The sequence below is a fragment of the Comamonas sp. A7-5 genome (genome assembly GCF_039581385.1).
Lineage (GTDB): Bacteria > Pseudomonadota > Gammaproteobacteria > Burkholderiales > Burkholderiaceae_C > Comamonas > Comamonas thiooxydans.
Map to the genome: position 1 here is coordinate 55878 of NZ_JBCPWO010000017.1, position 20208 is coordinate 76085.

Annotated in this window: 19 protein-coding genes; all 19 read left to right on the forward strand. The window is 58.7% G+C overall.

Annotated features, from left to right (window positions below; genetic code table 11):
* The first annotated feature begins 109 nt into the window (after window positions 1–109).
* The 19 genes from AAIL67_RS21465 to AAIL67_RS21555 all read left to right on the forward strand — a co-directional run bounded on the left by AAIL67_RS21465 (window position 110) and on the right by AAIL67_RS21555 (window position 20205).
* On the forward strand, window positions 110–3721 hold the full coding sequence (locus tag AAIL67_RS21465) for an SIR2 family protein (protein ID WP_343484859.1): 3612 nt from the start codon (window positions 110–112) through the stop codon (window positions 3719–3721).
* A gap of 582 nt (window positions 3722–4303) precedes the next feature.
* Window positions 4304–4807, forward strand: coding sequence for a hypothetical protein (locus AAIL67_RS21470; RefSeq protein ID WP_343484860.1), 504 nt, complete (start codon window positions 4304–4306; stop codon window positions 4805–4807).
* A gap of 683 nt (window positions 4808–5490) precedes the next feature.
* Complete coding sequence (locus AAIL67_RS21475) at window positions 5491–6192, forward strand: hypothetical protein (RefSeq protein WP_343484862.1); 702 nt, start codon at window positions 5491–5493, stop codon at window positions 6190–6192.
* Between the two features lie 3 nt (window positions 6193–6195).
* Window positions 6196–6726 (forward strand): integrating conjugative element protein, encoded by a 531-nt coding sequence (locus tag AAIL67_RS21480; protein ID WP_343484864.1) that lies wholly within the window; start codon window positions 6196–6198, stop codon window positions 6724–6726.
* Between the two features lies 1 nt (window position 6727).
* Window positions 6728–7267, forward strand: a complete 540-nt coding sequence (locus AAIL67_RS21485; protein ID WP_302090726.1) for a PFL_4695 family integrating conjugative element protein — start codon at window positions 6728–6730, stop codon at window positions 7265–7267.
* Window positions 7264–7434: a hypothetical protein gene (locus AAIL67_RS21490; RefSeq protein ID WP_019042356.1), complete on the forward strand. Its 171-nt coding sequence runs from the start codon at window positions 7264–7266 to the stop codon at window positions 7432–7434. The genes AAIL67_RS21485 and AAIL67_RS21490 overlap by 4 nt, the downstream gene beginning before the upstream one ends.
* Before the next feature lie 11 nt (window positions 7435–7445).
* Complete coding sequence (gene traD, locus AAIL67_RS21495; protein WP_019042355.1) at window positions 7446–9677, forward strand: type IV conjugative transfer system coupling protein TraD; 2232 nt, start codon at window positions 7446–7448, stop codon at window positions 9675–9677.
* Window positions 9674–10450: a TIGR03747 family integrating conjugative element membrane protein gene (locus AAIL67_RS21500; protein WP_034396550.1), complete on the forward strand. Its 777-nt coding sequence runs from the start codon at window positions 9674–9676 to the stop codon at window positions 10448–10450. The genes traD and AAIL67_RS21500 overlap by 4 nt, the downstream gene beginning before the upstream one ends.
* A complete protein-coding gene (locus tag AAIL67_RS21505; protein ID WP_231879656.1) occupies window positions 10447–10788 on the forward strand; it encodes an RAQPRD family integrative conjugative element protein in 342 nt (113 codons plus the stop codon). Before AAIL67_RS21500 ends, AAIL67_RS21505 begins: the two co-directional genes overlap by 4 nt.
* Window positions 10789–10806: 18 nt before the next feature.
* Window positions 10807–11049 (forward strand): DUF3262 family protein, encoded by a 243-nt coding sequence (locus tag AAIL67_RS21510; protein WP_029158356.1) that lies wholly within the window; start codon window positions 10807–10809, stop codon window positions 11047–11049.
* Between the two features lie 29 nt (window positions 11050–11078).
* Window positions 11079–11462, forward strand: a complete 384-nt coding sequence (locus tag AAIL67_RS21515; protein ID WP_302090723.1) for a TIGR03745 family integrating conjugative element membrane protein — start codon at window positions 11079–11081, stop codon at window positions 11460–11462.
* Between the two features lie 43 nt (window positions 11463–11505).
* On the forward strand, window positions 11506–11892 hold the full coding sequence (locus AAIL67_RS21520) for a TIGR03750 family conjugal transfer protein (protein ID WP_343484865.1): 387 nt from the start codon (window positions 11506–11508) through the stop codon (window positions 11890–11892).
* Entirely contained in the window at window positions 11892–12632 is a 741-nt protein-coding gene (locus AAIL67_RS21525) for a PFL_4703 family integrating conjugative element protein (RefSeq protein ID WP_019042349.1), read from the forward strand. Before AAIL67_RS21520 ends, AAIL67_RS21525 begins: the two co-directional genes overlap by 1 nt.
* A 5-nt stretch (window positions 12633–12637) precedes the next feature.
* Complete coding sequence (locus AAIL67_RS21530) at window positions 12638–13726, forward strand: TIGR03749 family integrating conjugative element protein (protein WP_059441474.1); 1089 nt, start codon at window positions 12638–12640, stop codon at window positions 13724–13726.
* Between the two features lie 7 nt (window positions 13727–13733).
* Window positions 13734–15152 (forward strand): TIGR03752 family integrating conjugative element protein, encoded by a 1419-nt coding sequence (locus tag AAIL67_RS21535; RefSeq protein WP_343484866.1) that lies wholly within the window; start codon window positions 13734–13736, stop codon window positions 15150–15152.
* Window positions 15139–15624 carry a TIGR03751 family conjugal transfer lipoprotein gene (locus AAIL67_RS21540; protein ID WP_003055191.1) on the forward strand — a complete coding sequence of 162 codons (486 nt, stop codon included), beginning with the start codon at window positions 15139–15141 and terminating at the stop codon, window positions 15622–15624. Before AAIL67_RS21535 ends, AAIL67_RS21540 begins: the two co-directional genes overlap by 14 nt.
* The gene (locus tag AAIL67_RS21545) at window positions 15621–18470 is read left to right on the forward strand and encodes a conjugative transfer ATPase (RefSeq protein WP_003055189.1); all 2850 of its coding nucleotides are present in this window, start codon (window positions 15621–15623) and stop codon (window positions 18468–18470) included. Before AAIL67_RS21540 ends, AAIL67_RS21545 begins: the two co-directional genes overlap by 4 nt.
* Window positions 18467–18913 carry a TIGR03757 family integrating conjugative element protein gene (locus AAIL67_RS21550; protein ID WP_003055187.1) on the forward strand — a complete coding sequence of 149 codons (447 nt, stop codon included), beginning with the start codon at window positions 18467–18469 and terminating at the stop codon, window positions 18911–18913. Before AAIL67_RS21545 ends, AAIL67_RS21550 begins: the two co-directional genes overlap by 4 nt.
* A 62-nt stretch (window positions 18914–18975) precedes the next feature.
* Window positions 18976–20205, forward strand: a complete 1230-nt coding sequence (locus AAIL67_RS21555; RefSeq protein ID WP_003062520.1) for a TraU family protein — start codon at window positions 18976–18978, stop codon at window positions 20203–20205.
* Window positions 20206–20208: the final 3 nt, after the last annotated feature.

Here is a 20208-nt window from a genome sequence, read left to right on the forward strand (position 1 = left end):
TGCCAAGCTGAGCCCGGCGCCAATTTCTCTAAGACACTCTCAGCATCCGACTAAACGACTGACTTCATCAGTGTGGTAGTCCAGGACCGCTAAAAGGCAAATCTTCTCTATGGAACTTCGACTCTCCGAATCAGGACCTGCTTTTCCCTTTGCACTCGTCGATGCCATGCTAGACGGGAAAGTCGTATTTCTATGCGGCGCTGGTATCAGTGCACCGATGCTTCCAGGGTTCTGGGCGTTGGTCACTAAGTGCTTTGAGCAACTGAGTGTTGAGTACACCTTGGCGGAAAAGGCGTCACTGGGCGCTGGTCGATATGAAGAGGTGCTCGGCTCTTTGGAGCGACGCTTAGCGGAGCCTGCACTCTTCACTCGGACAATTGCTGAGCAATTGACTGCGCCCGCCAAACCCAACCTCTCCAATCACGCCACAATTCTGAGACTTTCGAGGGACTTGAACAACAGGCCTTGCGTTGTCACAACCAACTTTGACATTCTTTTAGAGAAGGCATATTTTAAAAAAACCAAGAGCAAGGCTGAAACCCAAGCCCAAAGCTTGGCCGGACAGGAAATTCCGCGACCGGGGACCGCTGAGTTCGGCGGAATCATCCATTTGCATGGACGACTTTCAGATGCTCAGCTTGGTCTGTCGCAGACGCCATTGATTGTCACGAGCTCCGAGTATGGCGATGCCTACATGCGTTCTGGCTGGGCTTCACGGTTTCTGTTTGACCTTAGCCGCTGCAAGACGATTGTTCTAGTCGGCTATAGCGCGAGTGACGCCCCAGTTCGGTACTTCCTGAACGTTCTGGAGGCTGACCGTGAGCGCTTCTCCGACCTGCATAAGGTTTATGCACTCGACTCTGAGCCAGAGCCAGATAAACAATCTCCAGGATGGGAGGCGCTAGGCGTCGTCCCTATCTTCTATCAAAAGGAGGTGGACCCTTCTACGGGAACGAAAGGCCATTCGTCACTTTGGCGTGACCTAGCCAGTCTGGCCGATATTGTTGAGCGCCCAAAGATATGCAGAAGGGAGCTGGCAAGGGCTGTCCTAGCCAAGCCATTAGAGAGCATTGACAAATTTGAACGGCAGAATATTCGCTGGCTTTTCAAAGGGCAACGTGACCTAAACGTAGTCGCCATCGAGGCCATTACTGATAAGGCTTGGTTCAAGTTTTTCCATGATGAAGGCATATGGTCCGATGAGGACGCTACAGGCGTCATCGAGGGATGGATTGCAGTTGACCTTCAGTCTATCGACAGGTATCACGTCGCAATAGATTGGCTAGAGAAACTAGGTAAACCATTTGTTGATCGTATTTTTAGCCGGGTAGTTCGTAAGGAAGAGCTTCCTAGCATTTGGAAGCGAGCGTGGCGCCTGATGTCCCATTTGAAGCTGTCTTCCAGATCAGACTGGGTAAACCAACCTTACGCCGTAACTCGACGACTAAATACTGAAGTTGTGCTCAATAGCGACTTGCAGCTAGCTGTCGAAATGCTGTCCCCTAAGCTGAAGCTAAAAGCCAGCTTCTTGTCTACATATGCTCAATCGTCGTTGGGGGACCCAAAGAGCCTTGATGAAATTGTGTGGGCTAGCCTTGCAATTTCCCATGAGGGAGAGCTTTCGGAACTCTCAGATGTGCTCTCAAACCACGGGAATGCAGACTCCATCCTGAACATTGCAACAGAGAAGTTCCATGAGAGCGTCCGTCTTGCTATTGACATAGGGGCCATCGAAGACGAGTACGACCGTACCAACTACGATGTTCCATCAGTCGAGCCCCACGCTCAGAACGATTTTCACGAAGGCTTTGTCTTCCTCGCTCAATTGCTGACAAGCGTCCTTCCAAAAGCTGCGCAGCGAAACCGAAATGCCGCGTTGAGTGCAGCAAGCACATGGAAGACTGCGCCAGGTCTCTTAGGGACTCGACTCTGGCTGAATGCTCAGAGAAATGCCGAGCTTTTCACCGCCGATGAGGCTTTGGCTTGTTTACTCGACACCTCAGACAAAGTCTTTTGGAATACAGACCGCGAGGTGCCGCTGTTGATTAAAGAAAGGGCTCCCCAGGCAAAAGATTCCGCTGTTTTAGCGCTTGAGCGGCGAATTCTCGATGACGCTGAGAACTACTTCCAACGATTCGACATTGAAACAGGGCAAGTCGACTGGAGAGCCCACGCACGAGATGCGGCGGTTTGGCTAAGGCTTAACATGCTTGATGCTGCACATAGAATTTCTGAGCATGGAGCTCAGGAGCTTGAGCTCATAAAGCAGAGAAGGCCTTACCTCAATAGGCCAGTCGACGAGAGTGACTTTTTCAGCTCCTATTCCTCGGGAGTGCAAATGGTCCTTGGAGATGCACAGCCCCTCATCGATGCACCGAAATCAAGTCGTCTTGAGGTCGCAAAGGCTTCACAGCTAAGTCACGACATAGAGCAGCGCCAAGGCTGGAGGGCATACTGCAATCTTGACCCCGAGGGCGCGTTCCAGACGCTTCGGGACGCCCCGCTTGATGTTGCCAACGCAGGACTTTGGGACAGCTTTGTATCTGCCCTCAGCGTCCCAGATGTAGGCAGCAAGAAGATCCGCACGGATTTGGTCGTAGAGGTCTTCAAAGTTCTTAAGCCTGCAACGGATGAGTTCCTGACTACATTTGTCCGCGCTCTATGCAGTCTTTACGAACTCTCGCCTCGTTACCAAACGCCCTCGCTTCGGAAATGGTGGAAGAGGCTCTTTTTGTTAGCCATTTCGAGCGAGCGCGAGCATGTTGAAATTCCAGACGATTTCTACTTCTCTGCTATCAACAGTTCAGCTGGACGGCTTGCAACCGCTGTACTTCAGGACATAGAAAAAGCGCGCGCAGATGGTGTAGCACTAGTACCTGGATTAGTCACAGCGCTTTACGACTGTGCCAATGGATTGGGCATTCAGGGTAGTTTTGCTCGCTCCGTGCTTATAAGAGATTCGCAATTTGTAGTGTCTCTAAACTTGCCTAGAGTAACAAAACGACTGTCCTTGGCACTGTCATCCGAAAGCCAAGAAGGAAGGGCTCTACGCAAATTATTGGTGTGTAAGACAGCGGCTTCAGAACTTGTTTCCAACGCATTTTCTAAACAAATTCTCCGGGGGGTCATTGAGTGTGAGGGCACAGGAAGCGAAGCACAAAATGCTGCAGCAAAGATTTTGGCACCGGCACTATCCATTCTGCGCGAGAAGTCGACAGCAGAAGCATGGGGTATTTCCATTGCTGACGCTGCTTTGGCATTGCGGAATTCAAAGCCCGAAATTCATGTTGCTGCGGCCGGTGTACTTGTGAAGTGGAGTTCAGCATTTGAAGGGCCTCCCGAGGTCACGTGGCGTACGCTACTTCGACCACTGCTGGAGCAAGTTTGGCCACGAGAGAAGGTGTTCAGAACGCAGCAAACTTCTCTTCATCTTGCACGCTTGGCAATCTTCTCAGGCGACGCTTTCCCAGAGGCACTTGATTATGTTAGACCCTATCTCGTGCCGCTGGATAGGCTGGATTCATATTTCTTATTTATGAATAGCAAGCATCCTGAAGACTTTCCTCAATGCGTGCTTAATCTGCTTTGGCTTCTCCTCAAAGGGAGCTCTGCCGAGGGCTTCGACATTGCCGATATCCTTGATCGCCTCCTTCGGGCAGCACCAGAGTTGGAGGTGGACCGAAGGTTTCAATGGCTCGACAGGAGGACGTTACGGTTATGAGAACTACTTGGTTGTTTACGGAGCAGCGGCCTCAAGGGGAATGACAGCTTTGAGACGTTTACCTGAATGGCCGCTCATGTTCGGCTGCTATATCGGCACCAGCACTCAGACACTCAACTTCATCGCATCCTGACCATAGCCTTGCTTACTGCGAATGCCTTAAGCGCTGCCTTTCCATTTCGAAAGCTCCTGGTCTCTCCGAGGCCAGGAGCTTTCGCCTGTAGGCCCGTATAGCCCTTTCCCAGTACCTGTAAATCCTTTGCGCATGCTCCGATTTTTGAGGAGCATGCGCGCCCTTTGGATAGGCCCTGTATCCAGTAATGCCGTTTGCCCTGTATGCGAGCGCCCCCTGACGCTCGCCATCCTTTATGCCCTTAAATTACCAACCATTTATTGCCATTCGTGTCAAGCGTTAACCGTTAGGTATGTAACGCACGGTTTCCGCTGGTGACAAAGCGGCAGCTCTAAGAACATTCGGCTCGGCGACTGACGCATTGCGTCGACACCCCCGGGCCACTGATCTTCTTCGCACACCTCCTCTTGGTTGTGGTCCGGGTTCTTTTTACGGAGTTCCTACGGTCCATGACCCGCATGCCCAGATTCTTTGCCAGCATGGCTTTGCTGGCCATGGCCTCAGCCCAGGCCACCCCTCAGCTTGTTGATGGCAACAAACGCCTGCAGTTGGGCCGCTACACCACTGCCGAAGCCCTGCCGCAGCCGCATCTGAATGAGCCGCTGGCCCTGGTGGCCCAGCTCACATTCCCGCGCGAACAGGTGACGACCGTTGGCGAAGCCATCGAGTACACGCTGCTTCGCACGGGCTATGCCCTGGTGGATTCCCAATCACTGACTTCCGATGCGCGCCGCTTCCTCGGTCTGCCGCTGCCCGAGGCTCAGCGCACGCTTGGCCCGTTTTCTGTTCAAGACGTTCTGAATGTGCTGGTGGGCACAGCATGGCGCTGGCACACCGACCACATCACTCGCCGGGTGTGGTTCACCCTGGCCAACGCACCCAAGCCTCGCCGCCTGGAGCCCATCGTCAGCCCTAGCACTACGCCTCTGCCGAAGGCGTCCGCCAAGGAGTGAGCATGTCGGAACAAAGCACTGTCGATGCAGACGTACAAGTGACTGAGCCAAGCGTGCCACCGCCGCCGCCTCCCAATGTGGCCGAATTGCCGCCAGTGGCGACACCGGCAGCTCCTGTGGCCCCTGAGGTCACAGGCGTCGATGATTCAGCTGTCGATCATTCTTGGTTGAACGAGCTTGAGGCTGCCGCTCCACTCAATGCTGCCACCGCAACTGCGGCGGCAGCTGCTGCGCCAGTTGAGGCCGAGAAACGACCCGGATTCTTCGCCCGCGCTTTTGGTCGTGCACCAGCTGCAGCAAAGCCGCGCAAGGCTGAGGTGCCTGTGACTGTTGAATCCAGCGAAATCCCCTCTCGACGCAAGGCGACGAACCCATGGGTGCTGCGCACAGTCGGCATTGCGGGTGTCGTGGGGATATTGGCTGTGGCGTACCTTCAATATGGGCCAAAACGTCTACCAGCACTGGATCTGCTTGGCTCATCGCTTCCAGAGGCCGGCCTGGTGACGCCGCAGCCTGCTTTCGACGCTTCCGAGTTCGATCCGCGCCTGGCTGACACCTCCCCGCTGCCCCTTGCGCCTTTGGCTGATGCGGCTGCGGCTGCGGCACCTATTGGTGTAGCACCAGCTGGCGATGCGGACCCAATCCCCGTGGGCATGCAACCAGAATTCGATCCAGAGGCGGTTATGCGGCAGTCTGCAGCTGATGCAGGCGTTGCCAGCCTGGGGGACGCGGGCGCTGTGCCGCAAGCCGTGGCCAACTTGGCCCCCCAGCGAAATGAGGCCGCTGCTGTAGCACCGGCTGGTAGTGCCCCTATTACTGCCGCACCCGCGCCGACTATGGCGGTGGCCCCCACGGCAGTGGCGACTGCAGCACCAGTCGGCGTCGATCCCCAGATGCTCGATCGCATGAAGCGCATGGAAGACATGATGTTGCTGATGTCGCAGCAGCTGGCCGCTATGCAGCAGGCCAACGCGATGGCTGGCAAGCCCTCTGCGGCATCGGCTCCCGCTCCTGCGGTAGCGCCTGCAGTGGCTCCGGCAGCCGCACAGGCCGCCCCCGTCGAGCAGCCGTCGCCGCGCCCAGCGCCCAAGCGCGTCATGGTGAAGGCGAAGCCGGCGACTCAACGCCAGGCTGCAAAGGTCGTCGCTGCAAAGCCTGCGACAGCCCCTACGGGTGCCCAGCTCGTGTCCGTCGATATGTGGAACGGCGAGCCGTCGGTCGTGGTCGCGTCGGGCGTGCCCGGAGATCGCCGCGTGCGTGTCTTGCGCCCAGGGGATGTGGTCAACGGCTTGTCCCTCAAGTCGGCGGACCCTGTGTCGCGGACAGCCACCTTCGTGGCTCCCGGCAGCCAGGGCCTGACGCTCTCCGTGAGCAATGGAGGCTGATTCATGAAAAAAACTGCCTTTATTGCCACCGTGGTCGCATTGCAGCTGAGCACGGGCGCCGTTGCGCAGCTGCGCACTGGCCGCACTGCAGAAGCTAGCTCGTTGCCCAGCACGACTCAACAGGTCCGCTCGCAACTGGACGAGACAGCGCGTGCTGTGCAACAGATGTGGGGTCTGACTGCCGATGAGATGCAGCGTGCCAAGGTGCTGTCGCTGGGACCTCGTGCCAATTTCTCAGTCAAGGAGCTATCGCCCCTTGAGGTCCTGGGCATTCATGCTCGTAACGATGCAGAGCGCCGCCAGTATGCCGAGCGCATGGCGCGGATCTTTCACCAGGATGTGGAGCGAAGCATCTTGTGGGACCGTGAGATGCAGGCGGCCATGGCCCGCCTGTATCCCAATGAGCCGATGGTGAACTATGACGGCCTGCCGCGCGTGCAGTCCTCTGTAGGTGCAGCCGACATGCTGAACGTGCCACGCACGCAGATCATCGAGCGCGCATCGCCAGCTCCTGCCAACCGCGGAAAACGCTGATATGCACTGCAGGTTCGCCATCCTCGCCCTTGGATTCGCTTGCAGCGCGCCGGCCCTGGCCGGCGTGGAGCTGGAGATGATCCACGACAGCGGCAAGTCGGTGCCGTTGGCGCCCTATGTGGCCCAGATCGTGGGCGGCACAGATGAGGCGAATGTGCTCGACGGGCTGCGTTTCCCATTTCGCAGCCAATTGCGCGGAGGTGTGCTCAAGCAAGACGGCGTGCAGGTCTTCAATGGCCAATGGCTGACTCAGCCCATGTTCGTGATCGGCGCGGACGACGCGTCTTTGCGCTGGGTAGCCTTCAATCACAAGAAGCTGATACAGCTCAATGCTGTCGGCATTGTGGTGCAGGCAGCAACGCCAGCCGCATTCAAGCTGCTGCAGCAAGTGGCCAACCCCTTGCAATTGGCTCCTGATACAGGGGCATTCCTTGCAGAAACATTGATCGCCAAGGGTGCGCCAGTTTTTCCCGTGCTGGTGCACAGCAATGGCCGCGCCTACCAGATCCTGCCCCAGCGCACGTTTGGAGTGGCTCCATGAGCGAACTCGGCCTGGTGCATATCGGATTGGAAGGCACGGTGAAAGCATGTGCCAATGCTCGGCTGTTGCGCGTTAGGCTGGTTCAGCTTGGAACGCCTTTTGCGGCTGCGCAGTCCCAAAATGTTCCAAGCCATCACGGCATGTTCCAGCTGGAGGGCATGCAGTGAGTGACGGGACCATGGAAGGCGTGCTGAGGCCGCCAGTCGAAGCATTGAGCGCAGCCACAGCTTTTGGGATTGCTGGCGTAGCTGCAGCCGCGCCATGGGCGCTGATGATGCCCCACTCGCTGGGCGCAGTCTCGGGCGCAATCGCTGCCGGCTTCGGTTGCGTGCGTGCGCGCCAGGCCTTCCAGGTCTATAGCTATCAACGCGGGCTGAAGTTCACCAAGATGACGCGCTTGGCCCCTCACAAGCTTCCTGTCAATCTCAAGGAGCATCTCTACCTGGGCGAAGGCTTTGAGTGGACGCAGTTGCACACCCAGCGCTTGCTGGACGCGCGTGAGACAGATGTTCAGCGCTTCGTGAAGGCCTCGCCAACCGAGCTCAAGCTCGCAGCGACCGGCGAAAAGATGCGCAAGTGGGCGCAGGCCAAGACCGACAGCCTGCTGGCCAGGGTACTGGAGCGTGCGCTTGATGTCGGCGGTACCGCCAACCCCTTCGCGACGGGCGTGGACCTGGGCGGCAACCCTGTGCTTCATGGCGTGGGAGTGCAGAACGAAAAGCCGGTGGTGTTGCGCCAAGGCTCGCGCTCTGGCCACTTGCTGGTGATGGGCACGACTCGCGTGGGCAAGACGCGCCTATTGGAACTTCTGTGCTCTCAGGACATTCATGCCGGTCATGTGGTGATCGTCATCGACCCCAAGGGCGACGCGGAGCTGATGCTTCGCATGCATGCTGAGGCACGACGCGCTGGTCGCCTGGATCAGTTCTATATGTTCCATCTGGGCTACCCGGAGATTTCTGCACGCTACAACGGCATTGGCAATTTCGCGCGTATCACCGAAGTCGCTGGCCGTGCCACGAATGCCCTGCCCTCCTCGGGCAACTCGGCAGCCTTTAAGGAGTTCAGCTGGCGGTTCACCAACATCGTGGCTCAGGCCCAGGTGGCACTCGGCCGCATTCCGACCTACGAGACGCTGCTCAAGGACGTGACGGGCATTGACCCGCTGTTCATGGACTACGCGGGCATGACGTTTCGCAAGCTCGCGATTGACCATCCCCAGCGCTTTGGCAGCTATCAGGACCGCCTGGTGGAGCTGGAGCGCGCTATTGTGGCAAAGAAGGCTCCGGTTCCAAGAAGCCTGCAGGATCGTTCGCCCGATCAGGTGGCGATGTATCTGCTCATCAAGGAAGCTCGACTGGACGACAAGGTACTGGTCGGTCTGGCGGCCGCATTCAGCTACGAGCGTTCGTTCTATGAAAAGATCATTGCCAGCCTGGGGCCATTCCTCGAAAAGCTCACCTCCGGCGCGGTGGGCAAGCTCATCAGCCCTGACTACTTTGACCCGAACGACAAGCGGCCGATCTTCGACTGGATGACGGTGTTCCGCCAGGGCGGCATCGTGTATGCCGGCCTGGATGCCTTGTCTGACTCCGTGGTTTCGTCTGCCGTGGGCAACTCCATGCTGTCCGATCTGGTCTCGACCGGCGGCAAGCTCTACAAGACAGGCCTCGACCCACACGGCGACGGCAAGCTGCAGCTGCCGACTGTGTGTTGCCATTTCGATGAGGTCAATGAGATTGCAGGTCCCGAGTTCGTGCCCATGGTCAACAAACTGGGCGGATCTGGCTTTCGCATCACTGCATACACCCAGTCGATGTTCGACATCGAGGCGAAGGTTGGTGACAAGGCCAAGGCTGGCCAGATCCTCGACAACTTCAACCACCTTTGCATGCTGCGGGTGCGCAGCAAGGCGACCGCGAGCCTGCTGACGGACCAGGTGCCACAGGTCAACGTGACGGTGCTCACGCCAGTATCGGGAGTGTCGGACACGGCTGCCCAGGGCAATGGCGTCGATTTCACCAGCCAGAACAACGACATAGCGAACAAGTCGAAGGCACCGCTGATCGAGCCTTCTGACGTCCTCTCATTGCCACAGGGTCAAGCGTTTGCGCTGCTGGAAGGCAATCGCTGCCACAAGATTCGTATTCCTCTGGCTGATACCAAGGACGACCCGTTCATTCCCGCTTCGCTCAAGGCGGTTGCAGAGGACATGAAGCGCCGCTATCGCACGAGTGAGACATGGGCCGCAGAAACCGACTGGCTCAGTACGCAGCCCTTGGGCGCTGGTGCAGGTGGGTTGATCGACACGGATCTCGCCTCTGCCTTTGATGACGATGTGCCTGGCTACGCCATGGCAGGCGCAACTTCGTCAGCCGTGGCCGGCAACGTGATGGGACAGCACTCATGACGGCTCCGAACTCGCCCCCCAAAAAGCCAAGCACACACGGCCCTGTGGGCGTGGCCGTGTTGGTTGGCTTTGGGCTATTCAGCGTGACAGTGTCCTCGTGGCTCATCGGTCTGGTAATTGAAATCGGCGGTGGCTATTTCTTCTGGCGTGGCCAGGGCATCCGCCATGCACAGGAGATGGTGCAGCAGGATCTGCGCTATATCGCAGCCGCGCCACGCAGTCTGCTAGTGCCAGACACCGTGGACTTTTCGCTGCGCATTGTGAAGTGGGTTCGTATGCCCTACGAGCGTCTTGGTGCGCTGCGCTGGTATCAGCGCAACTTGGCCGCCCAGCAGGCGGGTACAGATGCGGCTCTGCCCAGCTTTCTGGGTCAAAGCGTGCAGCCCCAACTCAAAGGGCTGGCCAAGGCCGGCTCGTCGTTCATCCACATGCTCAGTGAATGGGTGGTCATCAGCATGTTTGTCCTGCAGGACGTTCTGCTGCGCCTCTGCACTGCTGTTTTCGCGCTCCCCGCATTTGCGCTCGCCTGCCTGATGGGAGTGATCGACGGCTTGGTGCGCAGGGATCGGCGCCGTTGGCAAGGCGGCCGCGAGTCCTCGTTCGTCTACCACCACGCCAAGCGCTATGTGGGCTGGGCGCTTACAGGTGGCTTTGGCTTGTACCTGTCCTGGCCATTCGGCGGCTTCAACCCGGCCTACATGGTTCTGGTGTTCACCGTGCTTGTGGCATTCACCCTATCGACAACAGTAGGCGCGTTCAAGAAATACGCATGACATTGATTTTGAAGGAGATATTGATGAAACGCTCACGACATTCGTTCTTTGCCCTCTTGGTGATTGGAGTGCTCTCCACCACTGCGATGGCCTGGGCAGATGTTGCCGACGACGAGCTGGAACGCGAGCGCCTGGCGCGCATCGCTGGCGAGATCGAACAGGTGCAGCTGATGGTTGCTGACGCGGAAAAAGCCGCGCCGACCGGTCAGCGCGTGAAGTTCCGCTACGACTGGCTGCAGCGCGACCTGGAGCTGCTGCGCCTCGGCGTAACGAACCATGTGGATGCACCTCGCCAACCTCGCCCAGTCGCGCCATTGCGTGGGGACTATCGGCAATAACCAAAAGAAAAGCAAACCATGCAATCAGAAATGGCGACTGCATTTATGCAAGGTGCCGGATTCAATCCTCAAAGCTTGAAGTACCTGCTTTTTGTCGTGGTTTTTGCGATGGTTTTTTCTATTGGCGCATGGCTCGGCACGCTGGTATTGAAGGCTTATGGAGACGGAGAGCTGAATGCACCGGAAGCCATGCGTGCATGTATTGGAATTGCCATCACCGTTCTATTAGTGGTCGGTGTGCTCGGATCAATAATTTTGTAAATCAAAGAAATTAATCAACCGGAGAAATCATGAAAAAACATTTGAAGAAAATTAATTCTGGAATCGCCTCTATTGCACTGGCTCCGGTTGTGCTGCTCGCAACCTGCCCTGCTTTTAGCGCTCTTCCAACAATTCAACCTCCTGCAGGTGGAAGTATCGGCGGTGGGACTACACAAGAGGGTGATGTTCTCGGGCAAATGGGAGCGTATTTTAAGCTCGGAATGACCATTCTGGGATTGGTTCTGGCCGCTATCGCGTTTCTATTCGTTGTAACTGCCTCTTTGCAGCGCTACCGTGACTACACCGCTGGCAAGATTCAATTGGGCGACCTTAAGGAGTTTGTAATCGTGAGCGTGATTATTATTAGTTTTGTGATCTTGATGGTCAACTACGCGGCCCAAGCGCTGTCCTAACATGGCAGCGAATGACTCTCGCCTCCAAGGGAAGGTGCCTGTCATGGCGCCCTTGACAGATCGCGTGAATTCTGAGCCGCCGATTATCAATGGTATGGCGACGAGCGAAGCTGGGTATATTGGGGGCGTGTCGTTCGCTGTGAGCGCTTTTATTGGTGGGACGATAGCTCTTATTACCGGGTTTTGGGTCGCTCTTCCAATTTTGTGCGTTATCGTACCTTTCGCAGTCCTCTGGTATACATCACTCTATCTGCAAGAAGTCAAGAGAAATCGGCCTGAAGGCTTCTATCTCCATTCGATGCATTTTTATCTTGTGTCACATAAATTGGCAAAGCCTAAATTCCTGGTCCATGACGGCCGGATGCAGTTGGGTTGCAGCTATCGCATGAATTCCATCCAGGCCAAATCTAAATCATCGGAAGATAAATAATGAGCAGCGGTGATTATCTGGACGCTTTGGCGTCGGAGCGCAGCCATACCAAAAAACTGACAAACATTATTTTTGCAGTCGTGTTTTTCGGTGTGGCTGGGATGTGGTTCGCGTCGCGCGTTCCTAAAAATATCGACTTGCACGTCGCACCCGATATTAAGGCGGGTGACACGATACGGGTGATTGATGGGCAGTCGCCAGTGCCGTCTACAAATGCCTACGGTTTTGCGTACTACATCTGGCAGCAGATTAATCGCTGGCAAAGCGATGGTTCTCAAGACTATGGCAAGCAGATTTATGCGATGCAGTTCTATTTGACGCCTCGTTGCCAGGCGCAACTGCAAACCGATATGCAGCAGCGTCATGCCAAAGGCGAGTTGCGCCGCCGTACTCGCCAGATCAGCGAGATCCCCGGATTCCCGTACAGCGAAAACCGCGTGATCCGTGAAGGCTCGGATGCCTGGACGGTGCTGCTGGACATGCAGGTTCAGGAGACCTTCGCAGGCCAGCCGGTCAAGGACGTATTCATTCGGTACCCGCTGCGCGTGGTGCGCTTCGATGTGGACCGTGAGCGCAACCCATGGCGTCTGGGCTTGGATTGCTTCGGCAGTAGCCAGCCCGCGCGCCTCAATCCTGCGGAGCTCAAGCCTGGGGCGCCGGTTCAAGCGGACCTGAAAGCACCGCGTCTGCCCGGAACTATTGCCCCTTCGAGCCTGCCTCGTGACACCTCTGTCGATTGATCCACATGATCCAACGTCGTTCTCTTTCGATCTGCCTCCTGGTCGCCCTGCAGCTTCTGCATGGCAGCGTCGCTGCTCAGCAGGTCGAATCGCTGGCGGGCAGTACCGAGACGCCCGAGTTCAATGAGCCTATTGACCTGGGCCAAACGGGTGCAGCAGCTGCAACACCAGCTGCAGGAGCCAATGCCGGACGCGCCCCAGCTGGCGGGCGCATGGTGGCAGGCGTTAGCGTGCCCGCACCGCTGGCGAATACAGCCGTAGGTTCCGCCAGGCGCGCAGCTGCCGAAGCGTCTCTTCGCCGCGTTGGCCCGGCTCCTTTGACTTCTGGCCCCGCCGAGCGTGCTGTGTTTGCGCGTGAGCCAGTCCGGGTGAATCTGACGGTCGGCCAGGAGCGCCTTGTGACCCTGCCAGCCGATGCGTTGCTGCGCATGCCCAGTGACATGGATAGCGTGGCGCGTATCGAGACGATCGCCGGCACGATCTATGTGACTGCGCTCGTGCCATTCACGGCGATCCGAATCATTGCCGAGCTGGTGGATAGCGGCCAGCAGATTCCGATGGATCTGATTGCGGTAGCCGCTCCAGACGCCAAAGACTCCAAGGGCAAGGTCGTGTCCACGCAGTCCGCTAAAGGCGAGCTGCAGGTTTCTGTGATCGAGCCCGCGACCGTGCCGAACCCCATTGGTGGAGCTGCATTGTCTGGTGGCCAGTCTCAACAGCAAGAGAGCGTTGCTGCGGACATGGTGCAGCTCACTCGACATGCTGCCCGCCAGCTCTACGCACCTCGACGCTTGGCTGGTGGCACGCCAGGTGTGAGCCAGGTTGGCGTAGGAACCGAGCCCGTGCCGACACTGTTCCGTGGCGCTGCCGTGGACGCTGCGCCCGTAGGCCAGTGGAAGTCGGGAAACCTGTATGTGACTGCGGTGCGCGTCACCAACCGCTCGCGCTTTGCCCTGGAGCTGCCCTTGGAGAGCTTGCGCGGGCGCTGGCTCTCGGCCACGGCCCAGCATGGCCGGATCGGTGCTGCCGGTACAGACACCGACACCACGGCGGTCTACCTGGTGTGCGATCGCACTTTCGAGTCTTGTCTGTGAGGCACCCATGGCAGTGAAAAGCAACAAACTCACCCCGGTTCTGGTCATCGTGGCCTTCGTCATCGTCGGCTCGGTCATCGTCATGCGCCAGAACAATGCACCGACCGCAGCGCCCATGGCAGCTGCGCCCCTGCCCAAAACGGCAGGCGCAGATGAGGACACCCCCAGCGAGACGCTGGCCACGGTGGTCGCGGCCAACAAGGATCTGCGAGCAGATATTCAGGAAGTGCTCCGTGCTAACCAGGATTTCAGCAAGCGCCTGGAACGCTTGGAGAAAGGTGCACCTGCAGGTGCCTCGCCGGCTGGTGCGGTCGGTGGTACCAGCAATGACACAGATCCAGCCCCAGTCGATGTCTTTAAGCCCATTGGCGACGCCATCGACTCTGTTACGGGGCTTGGCTCGAATGGCGCCGGCGGAGGTCATCGTCCCGTTGGTGGCTCCCAGGATCTAGGCTTGTCCGGTGGCAGCACTGCCTACAAAGTGGTTCCGCCCATGGGCTACACGACCGAGACAACTCAGCATCAAGGGAAGATGGTTACGCGCTACGTGCGGGTAGCCCCGGACGGCACGCAATCCATGCCCAGTGCGGTCAGCGCAGCCCAGGCCGCACAAGCTGCTCAGGCCTCTCAGGCGGCCACGAAGCCGCAACCCGTGGCTTATTTCACGCTGCCGGAGAACTCCACGCTGGCGGGCGTCACCGCGATGACCAGTTTGATCGGCCGTGTGCCGGTCAATGGCCGTGTGACGGACCCCATGCAATTCAAAGCCATGGTCGGGCGCGACAACTTGGCCGCCAACGGCTGGGAGTTGCCCGAAGACCTCGCCGGGATGATCGTTACCGGCGTGGCCGTAGGCGATATGGCGCTGTCGTGCACCGAGGGAAAGATCCGCAGCATGACTTTCGTGTTCAACGATGGTGCGATCCATACGGTTTCGGCGCGTCGTGCGCCGCAGACCCAGGCAGGTGCCGGCGTCACAGCCATCGCTACCAATGGTTCCACAGACCTTGGATTCATCAGTGATCTGTACGGCAACCCCTGTATTCAAGGCAAGTTCGTGACCAATGCGCCGGCTTACCTGACCGACATCATTGGTGCCAAGGGCTTGGGCGTGGCCGCCGAGGCCTTGGCGCAGGCCCAGACCACCACCATGGCCAGCAGCAATGGCACCACCTCCTCGATCACCGGAAATGCCGGCAGTTTTGCACTGGGCCGCATGGGTTCTGGAGCCACCGATGAGCTGGTGCGCTGGCTGACTGAGCGCCTCAAGAGCTCGTTTGACGCGGTGGTCACGCCCGCTGGCCAGCAGCTGGTCGTGCATTTGGACCGCCAGATCGAAATCGACAAGCCCGCCGACCCAAGAAAGATCGTGCACCGCACGCAGTCCCCCAATGTCCTGTCTGGAGCCCGCTATGGCCTCGAATAATCCCCTTCTTCTTGCCATCGTGCTTCCCGCGCTACTGGCTGGTTGCACGGCTATTGGGTCGCGCGAGTCTCCGCTGAAGGAGGCTACGGCTGGCAGTCCGACCCTGGTGGATGTGTATCGGGGCAAGTTTCAGCCCCCGCAGTCAGCAGCTTCCTCTCGTGAGACGGCGCGGGACCGCCTGGAGCGTGCGTCGAGTGCGCGCCCGATCGCGCGCGGCGACGAAATGACGCAGCGCTACTGGTCAGCCCTGGAGCCTATGCAACAGCGCTTTGCACGCGTACCCAACCCGGATCTAGTCATGGTGGTCTATCCCCACCTGGCCAAGGGCCGTTACCCCGTGCCTGGCTATGTCACGGTTTTCCCAATGTATGAGTCAACGGAGTACGCCATGCCCGGTGAGGTGGCCGAAGAGCTGCAACAAGGCCGCGCCGCATTCTCACGCGGCCGCACTGCGCGGGAGGCTGGCCAATGAGCGGATTGCTGGAAATGCTGGGCCTGTCTGGGGGCACCAAAGGCAGGCACAAGCGCCGGCTCATGACAGCCGCCGACCGCAAGCAGATGGCCGCCCGTCCGCCCTCCTTCACTGAGCTGCTGCCTTGGGTCAAGTTTTCACCCAAAGACCGCAACTTTGTGATGCGCGACGGCAAGACCTTGGGCGCGCTGTTCGAGCTGGGGGCTGTCGCTACGGAGGCGCAGCCGCTGGAGTACCTGCAAGAGCACTGCCGCAAGATTCAAGAGGCTATCCAGGCGATTCCCGAGGTCGACTCTTCTCCTTGGGTGGTCCAGTTCTTCCTGAGCGATGACCGAAACATCGACGGGCTGAACCAATACCTTCACGACTACATCCTGTCCCAGCACAAGGACGCCAATCGCGCGCAGGCCATCATCGACTCGGAATACACGCAGTCCGTGCTGAAAGAGTTCCGCAGTCACCTGTCGCAGGTTTCCCGAGAGCAAGGGCTGTTCACCGACACCTTGGTGACGGGCCAGACCTGGCGCGGCCAGCAGCGCCGTGTTCGCTGCTGCATCTATCGCCAGTTTGATGACTTGGTCAATGAGCGCCGCCTGGCCGAGCAGCAGATGGAGGCGGTGGCCACAACCTTGCTTGCCACGCTGAACGAAGCCGGCGTGACGGCGCGGCGTGCCAACGGCAAGGACTTCTACGAGTGGATGCTTCCATTCTTCAACCGTAGCGTGCCCTGGGCCAGCACGGGCGCCGAGCTGTTCCGCGGCGCGCCCTATCCGGGTGATGAGGCTCCAGAGGGTATTTATGACTGGGATTTTTCCGAGTCGCTGAACCTTTCGGAGCCCTCGTGCAACCAGGAACAAGGCTGCTTCGAGTTCGATGGCCAGCCGGTGAAGTTCCTCACGCTGCAAAACCTTCGTGCTCACCCTAGCATCGGGCACTTCTCCGCAGAAAGCCGGATCGGGAACGAAGCCTATGCGCGGTTTGACCGACTGCCGCCTGGATCGATGCTGTCTGTGACGGTGACGATTGCAGCGCAGTACCAGGTCGAGCGCCACGTCGAAGACATCAAAAGGGCTTCCCGTGCTCAAAACGCCGTGGCGCAGGAGACCCATAGAGAGTCGGAGCAAGTGCTCCAGCACATGGCCACCGGGGACAAGCTGTATCCGATGTTCATGGGGCTGTACCTGAGCGGTAAGACCCATGCGGATCTGGATGCGGCTGTTTCCGAGGTCAATGCCCAGCTGACGCCGACCGGGATGCGCTTCATCGAATCCCGAGAGGACTTGGTGCCGCATGACGCCTTCCTGCGTGCACTGCCATTTGCATTCGATCCCTCGTTCGACCTTCGCAGCATGCGACGGTCGCGCCTGACTTTTGCGAGCCTGATCGCCGCCATTTTGCCGGTCTATGGGCGCTCACGCGGCACGGCCAACCCAGGCTTTTGGTTCTGGAATCGCGGCGGCGAGCCGTTGTGGATCGACCCACTCAACAAGATTGACCGTAAGAAGAACGCCCATATGGTGGTGTTCGGCCCCACAGGTGCGGGCAAGTCGGCGACGTTGAATTACCTGTCCATGCTGGTGATGGCCATCCACCGTCCACGCCTGGTGATTGCTGATGCAGGCAAGTCCTTCGATCTGATGGTCAAGGACATGGCCACTAAAGGCTTGAGCGTGCATCGCGTCAACTTGAGCGGCGATACAGACGTATCACTGCCTCCATTCGTGTACGGCAGCCAGCTGCTGCAGGACAAGGAGATCATGGAGTCCTTCAAGGCAGCGGAGGAATACTTCGGCGCTGGAGCGGGTATCCCCTCCGAAGAGGATGCTGAGCTCGTCGGTGCCGAGCGACTGATGGAGTCGGTCAATGAAGTGATGGAGCCTGCTGACGCCGACGACGACTCGGACGAAGAAAAGCGCGACTACCTGGGCGAGATGCTCATCTCGGCCATCATGATGATTACGGGCGGTGAAGACGCCGAGCTCAAACGCATGACGCGGGCCGACCGCTATCTGGTCACCAGAGCCATTATTCGAGCCGCAGTGCGCGTGTCCAAGGAAGGCAAGCCCCATCCTCTGACACAAGACGTTGCCCTGGAGCTGACGGCCATGGTCAAGGACGCATCTCTGTCGGAGCACCGCCGCTCGCGTGCCGAAGAGATGGGCCATTCGATGATGAGCTTCACCACAGGCCTGCGCGGCAAGCTCTTCAACCGCTTGGGCCAGGACTGGCCCGATGCCGATGTGACCCTCGTGGAAATGGGCACACTGACCAAAGACGGCTATGAGGATGCGCTTGCTGTGGCCTACACCAGCCTGCTGGACTCGGTGCAGTCGCGCGCAGAGGCCGCTCAGCATGAGGATCGCCCCCTCATCATGCTGACTGATGAAGGGCACTTGATTACCACCAACGAGCTGCTTGGCCCGAAGGTGGCCAAGGGCACCAAGATGTGGCGAAAGCTCAATGCCTGGTTCTGGTTGGCCACGCAAAACTTGAAGGACTTCCCAGGCAGTATGTCCCGCGTGCTGTCCATGTGCGAGTTCTGGATGCTGCTGACCATGGACAAGAACGAGATCGAGGAGATCGCGCGCTTTCGTTCGCTCACACCAGAGCAACGCCACATGATGGAGTCTGCCGTGAAGGAGCCGGCTAAGTACACCGAAGGTGTGCTCATCAGCGCGAACAATCAGTGGCTGTTCCGAAACGTGCCACCGGCATTGCCCATTGCCCTCGCAATGACCGAAGGCCACGAGAAAGCCGAGCGCCACCGCCTCATGAAAGAGCAAGGATGCACCGAGGTTGAAGCGGCCTACCGCGTGGCGGCACGCCTGCAGGAGGCACGCGCATGATGCGGTCATCCCTCACTGCCCTGGTGCTGGGCCTTTGCTCTCATGGCGTCCTGGCCCAAGGCTCCATCGGCCCTTCGGTGACGACGGTGGAAGTTTTCGCCAATTCGGCCACGGTGGTGCGGCCGCCATTTCGCCAGCCTGGCTACGTGCTCAAGGTCTATCGCGTGGACGCCATGGCTCAGCTTGAGCAGCAGCTCAATGCAGGGCTGCCCAAGAACGAGGCCGACGCCATGGCCTACATGCGTCAGCACGAGGGCGAGATCCGCCGCCGCTACAAGGACCAGATCACCAATGCGGCCTCCGGCATGACGCTGGCCGTCCAGTACCGATTGGACCGGCTCCCGGCCATCGTCATCAATCGCGCCAAGGTCATTTATGGAGTTGCGGATGTGGACCGCGCCATCGAACTATTCGCCGCGGCTCAGCAGAGGCCTTCCCGATGAAAAAACGAGCTTCCCTAAATCTCAGGCTGCGCCGTCTCGTCGCGGCCGTCAGTACGGCCTCGATGTGCGCCGTGCTCACACCGGCCACCACCATGGCAGGAACCACCACCCCGGCCATCATCGCGAATACGGCCAAGGCAGCCTTGTCTTGTGTGTCGTACTCCGTCGAGGGCGTGTGCTTTTTCTTGAGCTGCGGCTGGACCGGATGCTGGATTCGGACCTCGATCAAGATCTCCCACTATGTGCCAGACGTGGTGGTCAGCACCTACAACGAACCGCTGCGCCACCCTTGGACCGACATCGGCACGGTCGTGGCCACCACGTTGACAACGGCTGGATCTGCACTGACAGGACGGCTGCTGGACTCGTCCGCCGGCGGCCTGGACAGCAACTCGGCCATGGCGAACTTCAAAGGGGCGGATGCCATAGGCAATCCTGCCGGCATGTTTGCCAGCATGCTCGCGTCTGGCGGCATGTTCACAATGCCGAAGTCCATCGCATTTCCCACGGTTAGCGAGTTGGCCAAGTTCCCCTCGAAGGAGCTACCCAATATTGGGCGCCAGTGGACCCAAGTGCCTGCCAGCATTGCAGAAACTGTGGCATCTGATGCCAAGGGTCTGTTGAGCTCGGAATCATTGCTGGCCAGCCTTGGAACGATCCTCAAGACCATTGAGGGCGTGAAGCAGGTGATGGAGATTGCCGAGACAGTGCAGCAGATTCAGGCAGGCATCGCCGGTCTGCAGCAGCTCTCAGAAATACTCTCGGGCAGCACCGGAGGTGCCCTCTTCTGTCCTGGCGGAGCCAGCTATTTCAACCTGCACTTCCAAAGCGAGCTCGATGCGCCTTTCTGGCGCGGCATCGTGCCCGTGGAAATGATCTACCCGCAGGCCTGGGTGCCCGGATTAGGCGAGATCGGGTCTGGCTACACGCAGACCTGGGGCAACGTTTACCCACGCACCGGAGAAATCATCCAGTCGCACCCCGTGAAGGCCTCAGCCGTGCTGGCTGAGAGGGTCGCCTCGATCATCTACAAGGAGGCTCAGCCGCACATCTATTCGCGTGTCCAGCCCTCCGGTGGCTATCGCTACTTCAACTATGGGGAGAAACGCAAATGGCAGATGTTGTATCCGCAGGCTTGGTCCGGGTGCCAGCAGTTCGGCCAAAACGACTCGCTCTCACTGACCTCCTTTGGGGACGGTGCAACCAGTTCCGATGACGGCTACGCCTGGAATCTTTGGCAAAAGTACACCTGTTGCCGGCGCCGTGGTGTCTATCTCTATTCCGTGCCTTGACCT

Coding starts and splice junctions, on each gene's coding strand:
- AAIL67_RS21465 (WP_343484859.1), top strand. CDS start 110: ATGGAACTTCGACTCTCCGAATCAGGACCTGCTTTTCCCTTTGCACTC.
- AAIL67_RS21470 (WP_343484860.1), top strand. CDS start 4,304: ATGACCCGCATGCCCAGATTCTTTGCCAGCATGGCTTTGCTGGCCATG.
- AAIL67_RS21475 (WP_343484862.1), top strand. CDS start 5,491: ATGCGGCAGTCTGCAGCTGATGCAGGCGTTGCCAGCCTGGGGGACGCG.
- AAIL67_RS21480 (WP_343484864.1), top strand. CDS start 6,196: ATGAAAAAAACTGCCTTTATTGCCACCGTGGTCGCATTGCAGCTGAGC.
- AAIL67_RS21485 (WP_302090726.1), top strand. CDS start 6,728: ATGCACTGCAGGTTCGCCATCCTCGCCCTTGGATTCGCTTGCAGCGCG.
- AAIL67_RS21490 (WP_019042356.1), top strand. CDS start 7,264: ATGAGCGAACTCGGCCTGGTGCATATCGGATTGGAAGGCACGGTGAAA.
- traD (WP_019042355.1), top strand. CDS start 7,446: ATGGAAGGCGTGCTGAGGCCGCCAGTCGAAGCATTGAGCGCAGCCACA.
- AAIL67_RS21500 (WP_034396550.1), top strand. CDS start 9,674: ATGACGGCTCCGAACTCGCCCCCCAAAAAGCCAAGCACACACGGCCCT.
- AAIL67_RS21505 (WP_231879656.1), top strand. CDS start 10,447: ATGACATTGATTTTGAAGGAGATATTGATGAAACGCTCACGACATTCG.
- AAIL67_RS21510 (WP_029158356.1), top strand. CDS start 10,807: ATGCAATCAGAAATGGCGACTGCATTTATGCAAGGTGCCGGATTCAAT.
- AAIL67_RS21515 (WP_302090723.1), top strand. CDS start 11,079: ATGAAAAAACATTTGAAGAAAATTAATTCTGGAATCGCCTCTATTGCA.
- AAIL67_RS21520 (WP_343484865.1), top strand. CDS start 11,506: ATGGCGCCCTTGACAGATCGCGTGAATTCTGAGCCGCCGATTATCAAT.
- AAIL67_RS21525 (WP_019042349.1), top strand. CDS start 11,892: ATGAGCAGCGGTGATTATCTGGACGCTTTGGCGTCGGAGCGCAGCCAT.
- AAIL67_RS21530 (WP_059441474.1), top strand. CDS start 12,638: ATGATCCAACGTCGTTCTCTTTCGATCTGCCTCCTGGTCGCCCTGCAG.
- AAIL67_RS21535 (WP_343484866.1), top strand. CDS start 13,734: ATGGCAGTGAAAAGCAACAAACTCACCCCGGTTCTGGTCATCGTGGCC.
- AAIL67_RS21540 (WP_003055191.1), top strand. CDS start 15,139: ATGGCCTCGAATAATCCCCTTCTTCTTGCCATCGTGCTTCCCGCGCTA.
- AAIL67_RS21545 (WP_003055189.1), top strand. CDS start 15,621: ATGAGCGGATTGCTGGAAATGCTGGGCCTGTCTGGGGGCACCAAAGGC.
- AAIL67_RS21550 (WP_003055187.1), top strand. CDS start 18,467: ATGATGCGGTCATCCCTCACTGCCCTGGTGCTGGGCCTTTGCTCTCAT.
- AAIL67_RS21555 (WP_003062520.1), top strand. CDS start 18,976: ATGTGCGCCGTGCTCACACCGGCCACCACCATGGCAGGAACCACCACC.